The 11,386-nt window shown below is 74.9% G+C and carries 12 protein-coding genes; 5 read left to right on the top strand and 7 right to left on the bottom strand.

Features of this window, described 5'->3' with window-relative positions:
* Positions 1–31: 31 nt before the first annotated feature.
* Positions 32–490, top strand: a complete 459-nt coding sequence (locus tag RF647_RS10135; RefSeq protein WP_031282916.1) for a MarR family winged helix-turn-helix transcriptional regulator — start codon at positions 32–34, stop codon at positions 488–490.
* 19 nt (positions 491–509) lie between these two features.
* Here RF647_RS10135 and RF647_RS10130 read toward each other — a convergent pair whose 3' ends face one another.
* Positions 510–1,334: a transglutaminase family protein gene (locus tag RF647_RS10130; RefSeq protein WP_368811593.1), complete on the bottom strand. Its 825-nt coding sequence runs from the start codon at positions 1,332–1,334 to the stop codon at positions 510–512.
* Positions 1,335–1,506: 172 nt separating this feature from the next.
* On the opposite strand from RF647_RS10130, the gene RF647_RS10125 reads away from it, so the two are divergent.
* The 3 genes from RF647_RS10125 to RF647_RS10115 all read left to right on the top strand — a co-directional run bounded on the left by RF647_RS10125 (position 1,507) and on the right by RF647_RS10115 (position 4,633).
* Positions 1,507–2,622 (top strand): YihY/virulence factor BrkB family protein, encoded by a 1,116-nt coding sequence (locus RF647_RS10125; protein WP_368811592.1) that lies wholly within the window; start codon positions 1,507–1,509, stop codon positions 2,620–2,622.
* 176 nt (positions 2,623–2,798) lie between these two features.
* Positions 2,799–3,896 (top strand): S-(hydroxymethyl)mycothiol dehydrogenase, encoded by a 1,098-nt coding sequence (locus tag RF647_RS10120; protein ID WP_368811591.1) that lies wholly within the window; start codon positions 2,799–2,801, stop codon positions 3,894–3,896.
* Positions 3,893–4,633: an MBL fold metallo-hydrolase gene (locus RF647_RS10115; RefSeq protein ID WP_368811590.1), complete on the top strand. Its 741-nt coding sequence runs from the start codon at positions 3,893–3,895 to the stop codon at positions 4,631–4,633. Before RF647_RS10120 ends, RF647_RS10115 begins: the two co-directional genes overlap by 4 nt.
* A 93-nt stretch (positions 4,634–4,726) precedes the next feature.
* Here RF647_RS10115 and RF647_RS10110 read toward each other — a convergent pair whose 3' ends face one another.
* A complete protein-coding gene (locus RF647_RS10110; RefSeq protein ID WP_368811589.1) occupies positions 4,727–6,034 on the bottom strand; it encodes a hypothetical protein in 1,308 nt (435 codons plus the stop codon).
* 139 nt (positions 6,035–6,173) lie between these two features.
* On the bottom strand, positions 6,174–7,112 hold the full coding sequence (locus RF647_RS10105) for an aquaporin (RefSeq protein WP_368811588.1): 939 nt from the start codon (positions 7,110–7,112) through the stop codon (positions 6,174–6,176).
* A 142-nt stretch (positions 7,113–7,254) separates the two neighbouring features.
* On the opposite strand from RF647_RS10105, the gene RF647_RS10100 reads away from it, so the two are divergent.
* The gene (locus tag RF647_RS10100) at positions 7,255–8,382 is read left to right on the top strand and encodes an ADP-ribosylglycohydrolase family protein (RefSeq protein ID WP_368811587.1); all 1,128 of its coding nucleotides are present in this window, start codon (positions 7,255–7,257) and stop codon (positions 8,380–8,382) included.
* Here the strand turns inward: RF647_RS10100 and RF647_RS10095 are convergent.
* Genes RF647_RS10095 through rph form a run of 4 tightly spaced genes read right to left on the bottom strand, consistent with a single transcriptional unit; the run spans position 8,351 to position 11,343 of the window.
* Positions 8,351–8,998: a 3'-5' exonuclease gene (locus tag RF647_RS10095; RefSeq protein WP_368811586.1), complete on the bottom strand. Its 648-nt coding sequence runs from the start codon at positions 8,996–8,998 to the stop codon at positions 8,351–8,353. The genes RF647_RS10100 and RF647_RS10095 overlap by 32 nt on opposite strands.
* 22 nt (positions 8,999–9,020) lie before the next feature.
* Positions 9,021–9,893 carry a phosphotransferase family protein gene (locus RF647_RS10090; protein WP_368811585.1) on the bottom strand — a complete coding sequence of 291 codons (873 nt, stop codon included), beginning with the start codon at positions 9,891–9,893 and terminating at the stop codon, positions 9,021–9,023.
* A 27-nt stretch (positions 9,894–9,920) separates the two neighbouring features.
* The gene (rdgB, locus tag RF647_RS10085; protein WP_133410885.1) at positions 9,921–10,565 is read right to left on the bottom strand and encodes an RdgB/HAM1 family non-canonical purine NTP pyrophosphatase; all 645 of its coding nucleotides are present in this window, start codon (positions 10,563–10,565) and stop codon (positions 9,921–9,923) included.
* Complete coding sequence (gene rph / locus RF647_RS10080) at positions 10,558–11,343, bottom strand: ribonuclease PH (protein ID WP_035928869.1); 786 nt, start codon at positions 11,341–11,343, stop codon at positions 10,558–10,560. The genes rdgB and rph overlap by 8 nt, the downstream gene beginning before the upstream one ends.
* Between the last annotated feature and the right edge of the window lie 43 nt (positions 11,344–11,386).

Below are 11,386 nucleotides of genomic sequence, written 5' to 3'. Positions count from 1 at the left end.
CACCGATGTAACCGGGTCGTAGCATTATCCTGTGACCCGCAGAGAAACAGATCGTGTGCAGAACAGCGCCGACGCCTGGGAGGCCCTCTTCAGGGCCCAGGTGACGGTCATGCGGCGTCTCCAGCGCCAACCCGAGTTCGCGGAGCTCTCCGCCCGCGAGTACGACGTCCTCTTCAACCTCTCCCGCTCCGACGAGGCCGGCATGCGGCTCAACGAGCTCAACGAGTACGTGCTGCTCACCCAGTCGAGCCTCAGCCGGATGCTGGAGCGTCTCGAGCTCAAGGGGCTGGTGCACCGCTGGCAGGACCCGCAGGACCTGCGGGGGCTGCGGATCCGGCTGACCGACCGGGGCCGGCAGATGCAGGTGCAGATCGCCGAGCAGTTCCGGGTGCACGTGCACGAGCTGATGTCCGCGGGCCTGGACCCGGAGGAGCTGCGCATCCTGACCCGGCTCGCCGACCGCTTGCGGGAAGCCGTCAACGAGCTCTGAGCCGGGCTCCCCCGCCGCGCTACAGCGGGAGGACGACCCTGGCTCTCGGGTCCTCGCGGCCGGGGACGGAGGACTCCGCGGACACCCGCATCCCGCCCAGCGTGATCTCCCCCTGGAGCGTGGTCAGGAACGCCGTCTCGGAGGCGTCCGCGCCCGTGGCGATGCGCACGAACTCCGTGCGCGGGGCGAGCCCGGTGGCGTCGAGGACGTACCAGGCGCCGTCGTGCCAGGCCTCGACCACCGCGTGGAAGTCCATGGGGGACAGCCCGGGCGCGTAGACCGACGCGAGCCGCGCCGGCACCCCGAGTCCCCGCAGCAGGGTGATGAGCAGGTGGGCGTAGTCCCGGCACACGCCCTGCCGGGTGAGGAACGTGTGCACCGCGGTGTCGGTGGCCGACGAGGAGCCGACCACGTAGTCCAGGTGCTCGTGCACCCAGTCCCGCACGCGTTGGAGCGTCTCGTAGCCGCCGCCGCGGGCCCCGGGGAAGAGGGCGTCGGGGGTGCCGGCCATCTCGTCGAAGGGGCAGAAGCGGCTGGGCCGGGTGTAGCGGACGAAGTCGACCGGTTCCGCCGGAGGCGGTGACCCCGCGGGGCCGTCCAGCTCCAGGGCATAGGACACCGTGCACTGCGTGCCGCCCGGCACCCGGCCCAGGTGCAGCCGCGTGCCGTGAAGGTCCTCCGCCTCCTCGAGCGCGACCTCGGTCCCGTCCACGCGCAGGCTCAGGTGCTCGCCGGGACGGGCGCGGGCGCCGGGGCGGGCGGCCGCGAGGGAGAACACCGCCAGGTGGTCGGTCTCCGACGCGAAGTCGACCTCCGCGGAAACGGTGCGCCGGGTGGTGGGCACGAAGGGCCTCCTGGTCGGGGGGAATGTGCGGACGGACCGGTGGGCCGTCCGCTCCATTGTCGCTCACGAGGGCGATTCATCAGTACACTGATCCACGAGACATCCCCCACACGCCCCGCCGCCGGCCGGAGCCCGCGCACCGCATCCGGCGGCCGACCGCGAAGGACGCAGCATGGCCCAGGACACCACCCAGGACAGCCGCTCCAAGGAGCGCACCGCACCGGATCCCGAGGATCCCCGCAAGCCCGACAGCCCTACTGAGATCAGCAAGCCCTCGTGGGGCTACGTCGTCAAGCGCGCGCTCTCCGAGTTCTCCAAGGACGACTGCACCGACCTCGCCGCGTCCCTGACGTACTTCGCGGTGCTCTCCCTCTTCCCCGCGCTGCTCGCCATCGTCTCCCTGCTCGGCGTGTTCGGCCAGGGGCAGGCCACCACCCAGGCGATCACTGGCTTCCTCGAGGGTGCGGCCCCGCCCGAGCTCGTGACCCTGCTCGAGGAGCCCATCAACAACCTCACCTCCGGCACCGGCGCCGGGCTCGCCCTGGTCGTCGGCATCGTCGGCGCCCTGTGGACCGCCTCCGGCTACACGGGGGCCTTCGGCCGGGCCATGAACCGCATCTACGAGGTCGAGGAGGGCCGGCCCATCTGGAAGCTGCGGCCGATGAACCTCTTCGTCACGCTGATGCTGGTCCTCATCGTGGTCCTCATCATGCTCATGGTGCTGCTCTCCGGCGGCATCGCCCAGTGGGTCGGCGACCTGGTGGGGCTCGGCACCACGGCCGTGACGGTGTGGAACATCGCCAAGTGGCCGGTCATCGTCATCCTCGCCGTCCTGCTCATCGCGGTGCTCTACTACTTCACGCCCAACGTCCAGCAGCCCAAGTTCCGCTGGATCAGCATGGGCTCGATCGTCGCCCTCGTCGTGGCGGCCGTGGCCGCACTGGTCTTCACCTGGTACGTGAGCAACTTCGCGTCCTACAACGCCACCTACGGCATCATCGGCTCCGTCATCGTCCTGCTGCTCGGTCTGTGGATCATCAACAACGTGCTGCTGCTGGGCGCGGAAATCGACGCCGAGGTGGAGCGCGGCCGCCAGCTGCAGGGCGGGATCAAGGCCGAGGAGACCATCCAGCTCCCGCCGCGCGACACCCGCCAGGTCGACAAGAAGGAGAAGAAGGAGGAGAAGCTCGTGGACCAGGGCCGGAAGCTGCGCCTCGAGCACGAGCACCTCGACTACTCCTCGGACGACTCCGGGAAGGACGCCGACAAGGCCTCCGGCAGGAGCTGACGGCCGACCCCGGCGGCGGACCCGTGGTGCTGATCCACGGGTCCGCCGCTTCGTCGTGCCCGGGCCGGGGCAGCCGCGCTCCGGCGCCGCACCGCGCGCCCCCGGCGTCCTTCCCTAGACTGGGGAGCGGTGTTCCGGACCGGAACCGTCACGTCGTCCGCAGGAAGGTCCCACTCATGCACGAGGTCAGAGCCGTCGTCGTCACGGCGAAGAACGCACCAGCCACCCTCGAGACGATCCTCGTCCCGGACCCCGGGCCCGGGGAGGCGCTCGTGGACGTCCTCACCTGCGGGGTCTGCCAGACCGACCTGCACTACAAGGTCGGCGCCGTGGGCGACGACTACCCCTACCTGCTCGGCCACGAGGCCTCCGGCGTGGTCGCCGCGGTGGGTGAGGGCGTCACCGAGGTCGCCGTCGGGGACAAGGTCATCCTCAACTGGCGCGCGGTGTGCGGGGAGTGCCGGGCCTGCCGCAGGGGCGAGCCCTGGTACTGCTTCGCCACCCACAACGCCACCCAGAAGATGACGCTCGCCGACGGCACGGAGCTCTCCCCCGCCCTGGGCATCGGGGCGTTCGCCGAGAAGACCCTGGTCGCGGCAGGGCAGTGCACCAAGATCGAGGGCGAGCTCGAGGACCACCAGTACGCCGCGGTCGGTCTGCTCGGCTGCGGCGTGATGGCCGGCATCGGCGCCGTCCTCAACACCGCGAACGTCCGGCGCGGGGAGTCCGTGGCCGTGATCGGCTGCGGCGGCGTCGGCACCGCGGCGATCGCCGGGGCCCAGCTCGCCGGGGCCACCACGATCATTGCCGTGGACCTCGACGACGAGAAGCTCGCCACGGCGCAGAAGTTCGGCGCCACCCACACGGTGAACTCGAAGGAGCAGGACCCCGTCGCGGCGATCCAGGAGCTCACGGGCGGGCACGGGGCCGACGTCGTGGTCGACGCCGTGGGCGTCGCCGCGACCTTCCAGCAGGCCTTCGAGGCCCGCGATCTCGCCGGACGGCTGGTCCTGGTGGGCGTGCCCGCCCCCGGCACCACGTGGGAGATCCCGCTGGACGAAGTCTTCGGCCGCGGCGGGGCCATCAAGTCCGCCTGGTACGGCGACACCCTGCCGAACCGGGACTTCCCGATGCTCGTGGACCAGTACCGGCTGGGCCGGCTGGACCTCGACGGCTTCGTCACCGAACGGATCGGGATCGAGGACGTCGAGCCCGCCTTCGAGCGGATGACCGCCGGCAAGGTGCTGCGCTCCGTCGTGGAGCTCGACCGATGAGCGCCGTCGACGGCCACGACGGCGAGGCCCTGCCCGACCGGGAGCGCGCCCACCCCGCCGACCGCGGCGCCGTCCCGGTGCGGCCCGCCGAGGGCGCCGGCCGGGCCCGCATCGACCGGCTGGTCACCTCCGGGACGTTCTCCCTCGACGGCGGGATCTGGGACGTCGAGAACAACGTGTGGATCGTGGGCGACGACGACGAGTGCGTGGTGATCGACCCGGCCCACGACCCCGCCGCGGTGGTGGAGGCCGTCGCCGGGCGCACGGTGACCGCGGTCCTGCTCACCCACGCCCACGACGACCACATCCGCTCCGTCAAGGAGGTGGCCGGGCAGGTGGGCGGGACGATCCACCTGCACCCGGAGGACACGGTGCTGTGGGAGCAGGTCTACCCGAAGACGCCCTTCGACGCGGCGATCGCCGACGGGGACGAGTTCACCGTGGCGGGGACGACCCTCACCGCGCTGCACACCCCGGGCCACTCCCCCGGGTCCGTGTGCTTCTGGGCCCCGGGACTGGGCGGGGGCGGGGTGCTGTTCTCCGGGGACACCCTCTTCCAGGGGGGTCCCGGCGCCACGGGCCGGTCCTGGTCGGACTTCCCCACGATCGTGGACTCCATCCGCGAGCGGCTGCTGACGCTGCCCGAGTCCACGGAGGTGCTCACCGGCCACGGGGACACCACCACGATCGGTGCGGAGGCCCCGCACCTGCAGGAGTGGATCGACCGGGGCCACTGACCGCGCCCCCGGCCACCCGCCGCGGCCTCTGGGCCCGGCGGGTGGCCCGGGACGGCGGTGCCCTCTGCCGGCGCGGTCCCGGGCCCGGTGGGCTCAGAGGTCCCCGGGATCGATGCGCCGCCAGCGGTGCACGAAGGTCAGGGCCGTGGCCAGCAGGACCGCCGCGGAGAGCACCGGCACCAGTGCCGCGCTCCGGTAGCCCCAGGACTCCCCCCACCACCCGGACAGGGCGAGCCCCCCGGTCAGCCCCACGCTCATCACCGCGGTCATGACCGTGGTGAGGGCCGTGACCCGGGAGCTCGGGGCCACGAGCCGGGCGATCTCGTAGACCGCCACCAGGCACGGCCCGGTGGTCAGCCCGGCCAGCGCCAGCACGACCACCATCCCCGCGGAGTCGTCCGGGATGGTCAGGAGCATCGCGGCGAGCACCGCCCCGGCGGCCGCCGCCACCCAGCGGTTCCACAGCCGCAGCTCCTCGGTGCGGGCGGACGCGGCCACCGCGGCCAGCGCCGAGGTGAGCCCCGAGACCGCGTACAGCCAGCTGACCGAGACCACCGCGTCCACGGCGGTCGCGAAGACGAGGACCGCTCCCAGGGTCGACCCCACGAGGGCCCCCAGCGCCCCCATCCCCAGCACGGGGAGCAGCCGGAGCTGCCGCGCCCGGCGGCGGCGGTTGCGGGCCGCCCGGTTCGGTGCGGCCGCGACGGGCGGCAGGAAGTGGATGAGTCCCCGCGGCAGGCGGGCCGAGCAGTGCAGCAGGAACACGGTGGTGCCCACGAGCGTCAGGGTGGCCGCGAGCACCAGCACGGCCACCGGACCGAGGGTCACGGCCACGAGCCCGGTCACCGCGGCCGCCAGGACGGTGGCCAGCGAGTCCATGACGCTCTCGTGGCGCAGCGCGGTGTCGAAGAGGTCCTCCCGGGAGTCCCGGCGCAGCAGGGACCACCAGCGCAGCCGGCACGCCACGCCCATCTGCGGGAGCACGAGCCCGGCGAGCAGGCACGGGAGCACCAGCTGGGCGGGGGCCGCCTCGGGGTCGGCGGCGAGGTCCGGGAGCCGGCGCACGAGCCACCACACCACCAGCGGGTTCACGAGGGTGAGCAGCACCAGGCCGAGCTGGCGCCGGCGCCACGAGGCGGCCGCGCCCATGGCGAGCCCGCACACCGCCGAGCCGAACGTCACGGCGGCGGCGCAGAAGGCGCCCAGGGCCGGGGACCCGGAGATCAGCGCCACCGTGGTCAGCACGCCGAGGGGGACCATGGTCTGGGGCAGCCGCACGAGCAGGGTCAGCACGGGGTACAGGGCGCCGCTGACGGCGGCGAGCTCCCGGGAGTCGGCCAGGGGCGAGCGGGCGGCCGTGCTGAAACCCCCGAGGGGCTCGGCGGCGCGCGCACTGCTCACGAGGTACCTCCGCATCCTCCCGACGGCGGCCGGGCACGGACCAGCCTAGCCCCGCCGCCCGGAGGATGACGGAAAGCGTCGGCCCCCCGCGGCGGGCGGAGGATCCAGCGGCCCTGCCGGACCCGGCAGGGCCGCCGGCTCACCGCTCCCGGTCCGGCGCGGCGGACGCGGCGGGCGTGACCTCCGCAGCCTCCACCGCGGCGGGCGCCCCGGCGCCGCGGCGCGGCCGGGAGAGCGTCGCCGAGCGGTGGACGAGACCGGCGACGAGGCCGCCGAGCAGCGGGGCGACCCAGAACAGCCACAGCTGGCCCAGGTGGCCGGCGCCGGCGACCACGGCGGCGCCGGTCGAGCGGGCAGGGTTCAGCGACCCGCCGTCGAACGGCGCGGTGATCGTGAGCAGGAACGCGAGGGCCGCACCGATGGCCACGGGGGCGAGCACCGCGTTGGCCCGCGGCGCGGTGGAGCCCAGCACCACGAGGGCGAACAGGGCGGTCGCCACGAACTCGACGAGCAGCACGGTGGTCCACCCGGCCTGGGAGGTGGAGTTTTCCCCGAAGCCGTTGGAGACCGCGCCGAGGACCTGCGCGGTGGTCGAGGAGTCGAGCAGGCTGATGAGCACCGCCCACAGCACACCGGCCGCGGCCAGGGCGCCGAGCACCTGGGCCACCACGTAGCCGATCGCGGCCCGCGCGGGCGTGCGCCCGGCCACGACCGCAGCGAGCGTCACCGCGGGGTTGAAGTGCCCCCCGGAGACGTGCCCGAAGGCGACGATCGCGGCGACCAGGCCGAGACCGAAGCCGAGCGCGGAGTCGATGACCTCGGTGGCGAACATGCCCGTGCCCAGCCCGGCGAAGACCAGCAGCGCCGTCCCGGCGAACTCGGCGGCCCACTGGGCCGGCGCGGACGCGGCCTCCGGGGCGCCGGCGGGCACGGTGTCCTTGCGCGCGGCGACGGGCACGGGCGCCGCGAGGCCCGCCGTGCCGGGGGCGGCGTTGTCGTGGACGGCGCCGTCGTGGGCGGCGCTGTCGGCACCGTCGGCGCCGGGGCGCGCGGTGGTGCCGGGAACGTGGTGACTCATGGAGCTCTCCTCAGGGATCGGGGCGGCACGGTGGGGGTGCCGTGCCGGCGGGGCGCCGGGCGCCCGTGCCATGCAACCACAGTGACCTGAAGGGCGGTTGAACCCGCCCCGGGCCGTGTCGGCCGCCGACTACACTGACCGCATGCCCGCACCCCTGCTCTCGCCCGACGCCGGCCTCGACCCCGCCTGGCCCGAGTACGCCGACTCCGTGCGCGCCGCCCTGCTGGGCGGGGCCCTCGGGGACGCGCTGGGCGGCCGCGCGGGCTCCGGTCCGCGCTCCCGCTCCGCGGCGGCCGGCGCGGACGCCCCCGCCGAAGCCGCCGAAGGCACCGCGGTGCTGCGGATCTCCGACGCCACCCAGCTGACCCTCTACACCCTGGACGCCCTGCAGGAGGTCGTCGAGTGGGCGAACCAGGGCCACGGCGCCGACGAGACCGCGTGCCTGTGGCTGGCCTACCTGCGCTGGCTGGGCACCCAGGGCGGGCGCCACCCGGCCGAGGCGCCGCGGCCCCTGCCCCGCCCGATCGACGAGCACGAGGTCCTGCACGCCGTGCGGGAGCCGGACGAAACGGTGCTGGAGGCCCTCCGCTCCGGCCGGATGGGCGAGGTCGAGCGCCCCCTGCAGCCGGAGGCCAAGGGCGCCGGACCGGTGCTGCGCTCCTCGCCGTTCGGCCTGCTCCCCCACGTCGGCTGGCGCACGCTCGCGCCCCTGGCCATCAACGGCGCCGCCCTGACCCACGGGCACCCCGAGGCGCAGACCGCGGCGGCCGTCCAGGGCTTCGTGGTCCACGCCGCCGTGCGGGCCCGCCGGGAGGGCCTGCCGCGGCCGGTCGCCGCCGCCGTGGCCGCCGCCCGCGAGACCGCCGGGAATCTCACGCGCCCGGTGACCGAGACCCTCGCCCGGCTCGACGACGCCGTGCGCGCCGCCGCGCGGGAGGACCCCGACCCTGCGGCGCTCGACCGGCTGCTCGGCGCGGGCGGGGCCGCCCCGGAGACCCTGGCGGGCGGCCTCGGCGCGGCCCTGCGCGCGGAGGCCGAGGCCCCGGGCGCCGGGGACCCGCAGGCCGTGTTCCGCCGCGCGGTGGAGCTGGCCACCGCCCGCACCGGCCACCCGGCCGCGGCGGGGGCGATCGCCGGCGCCGTGACGGGCGCGGCCCTCGGGACGGCTGCGCTGCCGCCGGAGTGGCGCGCCCGCCTGGAGGCCGGGGACGTGGTGTCGGAGACGGCCGAGCGCTGGCTCAGGGAAGTGGGGGCGCCGCCAACCGTCTGACGCTCAGTCCCGCGCCGGCGAGCAGCTCCCGGACCGTGCCCGCACCGGCCCGGTGGACCAGGTCCACCACGATCCCCGCGCAGGCCCGGGCGTCCTCGAGGGCGTCGTGGTGGCGGCGCAGCGGCACCCCGGCGGCCTCGGCCGCCCGGGGCAGCGCGTAGGACGGCAGGTCGTAGCCGCGCCGGGCCAGCGCCAGGCTGCACGCGTACGCCAGCGGGGCGTGCCGCGTGTCCGTCTCCGCGCACGCGGCGCGGATCACACCCATGTCGAAGGCCGCGTTGTGCGCCACCACGAGCTCGTCGGGGTCCTCGGCCAGGATCCAGTCCTCGATCCGTGGCCACAGCTCGGCGAAGCCGGGATGGCCCGCCACCGTGTGCTCGGTGATCCCGTGGATGCGCGTGTTCCCGGGGTCGAAGTCCGCGCAGGTGCGCGGCGGGCGCATGTAGGCGGAGCGCTCCGCCACCACCCGGCCGCCGCGGACCCGCACGAGGCCCACGGCGCACGGCGAGCCGATGAAGCGGTTCGCGGTCTCGAAGTCGATGGTTGTGAACGAGAGGGACGACGGATCCGCGGCGGGCCGGTCGGTGGTCGTGTCGGGGGAAGCGGGACGAGGCACCGGAACAGCCTACTGCTCCCGCTCAGGCGGAGACACCGCGCAGGTTGGTCTCGATCCAGTCGTCGGCCCGGGCGATGGACTGGTTGACCTGGGCGGTGTCGAGGTCGTGGTGCAGCGCGTACGCGACCGCCTGCAGCGGGAACGTGCGCGCATGCAGCCGGGCCCGCTCGTAGACGGTCTCAGAGACGGCGGCGCGCAGGGTGTCCCAGCCGTACCACAGCCCGAGGGACGCGGCGTCGTGCGCGGGGTCGGACAGGCAGGCGTGGTCCCAGTCGATGATGCCCGTGAGCTCGTCCCCGCCCCCGTCCCACAGCATGTTGTGCCCCATGAGGTCCCCGTGCACCAGGGTCGGCGCCACGGTCGGCAGCGCCGCGAGCTCGGCGACGGCCCGCCGCGCGGCCTCCTGGTTGCGGGGCAGCAGCCGCGGGATGACCTCGTCGAGCAGCACGTGCCGCCGCCGGTGGCCGCCCCAGTGCTGGCCGGGACGGTCGAGGTACCGTGCGAAGCCCGCGGTGTCGACCTCGGCCAGCTCGGTCAGCACCCGGTGCAGCACGGCCGGGTCGCCGTGCCCGGGCGGGTGCGGGTGCCCGGGCAGCCACGTCAGGCCCACCCCGGTGTAGCCGTGGGAGACCACCACGCCGGTGAGCGGCCGCGGGGTCGCGAACGAGAAGCGGGGCAGCCTCCGCAGCACCTCCGTGCGGCGCTGGACGTGCTCGCAGACCGTGGCGTTCTTGGCGATCCGCACGGAGATCACGTGGCCCACGTTCACCACCACGTGGGCGGACCCGCCGGCGTGGACCTCCCACTGGCCGGGGTCGGCGCTCATGCCGGCTTCACGCAGCACGGCCTCGACGGCGCCGGCGAACGGCAGGTGGTGGAGCTGCGACCAGGGCATGGTCAACTTCCTCGGTTCGGACGTGGGTCAGTCGGGGACGGCGGCGGGGTCGAGGGCGGTCAGCAGGTGCGGGAGCAGGGCCCGCATCGCGCGCCCGCGGTGGCTGATGGCGTTCTTCTCCGCGCGCGTGAGCTCGGCGCAGGTCCGGTCGGACCCGTCGGGGCGCAGCACGGGGTCGTAGCCGAAGCCGCCGTCCCCCGCGGGCTCCCGCAGCAGCGCGCCGCGCAGCGTCCCGGTCTCCACGTGCTCGCGGCCGTCCGGGGTGACGAGCGCGGCGGCGCACACGAACTGCGCGCCGCGGTGGGCGTCGGGGACGTCGGAGAGCTGGGCGAGCAGCAGCCGCAGGTTCGCGGCGTCGTCGCCGTGCCGGCCGGACCAGCGCGCGGAGAAGATCCCGGGGGCCCCGCCCAGCACGTCGACGGCCAGGCCGGAGTCGTCGGCCACGGCGATCAGCCCGGTCGCCGCGGCGGCGGCGCGGGCCTTGAGCAGGGCGTTGGCCTCGAAGGTGGTGCCGTCCTCGACGACGTCGGGGGCGCCGGCCGCGGCGGCGTCCACGACCAGCCGCTCGACGTCGGCTCCGGGCAGCGCGGCCGCGAGCAGGTCCCGCAGCTCGGCGAGCTTGCCCCGGTTGTGCGTGGCGAGCACCACCCGTGCGCCGTGGTGGTCACCCATCGCCGGCCTCGCGCAGGGTCTCGACCTGGATCTGGGTGAGCTGGGCGCAGCCGGCCAGCGCGAGGTCGAGCAGGGCGTCCAGCTCGGCGCGGTCGAAGGGGGCGCCCTCCGCGGTGCCCTGCACCTCCACGAAGTCGCCGGACCCGGTGACCACCACGTTCATATCGGTCTCGGCCCGCACGTCCTCGACGTACGGGAGGTCCAGCATCGGCACGCCGTCGATGATGCCCACGGACACGGCGGCCACCGTGTCGGTGAGCGGCTGCGCGCGGCGGGCGACGAGCCCCTCGGCCCGGGCCCACCCGATCGCCTCGGCGAGGGCCACGTAGGCGCCGGTGATGGCCGCGGTGCGGGTGCCGCCGTCGGCCTGGAGGACGTCGCAGTCGAGGACCACGGTGTTCTCGCCCAGGGCAGAGAGGTCGATGACCGAGCGCAGGGAGCGGCCGATGAGCCGGGAGATCTCGTGGGTGCGCCCGCCGATCTTGCCCTTCACGGACTCGCGGGCGGACCGGGTGGACGTGGCCCTCGGGAGCATGGCGTACTCGGCGGTCACCCAGCCGCGGCCCTCCCCCTTGAGCCAGCGCGGGACGCCCTCGGTCACGGACGCGGTGCACAGCACCCGGGTGCTGCCGAACTCGATGAGGGCGGAGCCCTCCGCCTGCTGGGACCAGCCGCGGGTGATCGTGATGGGCCGCAGCTCACCGGGCGAACGGCCGTCCGACCGGGTCACCCCCGAGGTCGAGAGGGCCGGTGCGGTCTGGTCGACGGGGGAATCCATGTGGTCCACCTTACCCCGCGGCACCGACCGACCGGCCCGGCCG

Origin of the sequence: Kocuria sp. CPCC 205263 (assembly GCF_040981075.1) — a bacterium.
Taxonomy (GTDB): domain Bacteria; phylum Actinomycetota; class Actinomycetes; order Actinomycetales; family Micrococcaceae; genus Kocuria; species Kocuria rosea.
Note: the sequence above shows the minus strand (reverse complement) of the source record. Positions and strands in the feature narration are given on the sequence as shown.

What these genes read in the sequence shown, in the direction of transcription:
- RF647_RS10125 (WP_368811592.1), top strand. Translation starts at nt 1,507, where the DNA reads ATGGCCCAGGACACCACCCAGGACAGCCGCTCCAAGGAGCGCACCGCA.
- RF647_RS10120 (WP_368811591.1), top strand. Translation starts at nt 2,799, where the DNA reads ATGCACGAGGTCAGAGCCGTCGTCGTCACGGCGAAGAACGCACCAGCC.
- RF647_RS10115 (WP_368811590.1), top strand. Translation starts at nt 3,893, where the DNA reads ATGAGCGCCGTCGACGGCCACGACGGCGAGGCCCTGCCCGACCGGGAG.
- RF647_RS10105 (WP_368811588.1), bottom strand. Translation starts at nt 7,112, where the DNA reads ATGAGTCACCACGTTCCCGGCACCACCGCGCGCCCCGGCGCCGACGGT.
- RF647_RS10100 (WP_368811587.1), top strand. Translation starts at nt 7,255, where the DNA reads ATGCCCGCACCCCTGCTCTCGCCCGACGCCGGCCTCGACCCCGCCTGG.
- RF647_RS10090 (WP_368811585.1), bottom strand. Translation starts at nt 9,893, where the DNA reads ATGCCCTGGTCGCAGCTCCACCACCTGCCGTTCGCCGGCGCCGTCGAG.
- rdgB (WP_133410885.1), bottom strand. Translation starts at nt 10,565, where the DNA reads ATGGGTGACCACCACGGCGCACGGGTGGTGCTCGCCACGCACAACCGG.
- rph (WP_035928869.1), bottom strand. Translation starts at nt 11,343, where the DNA reads ATGGATTCCCCCGTCGACCAGACCGCACCGGCCCTCTCGACCTCGGGG.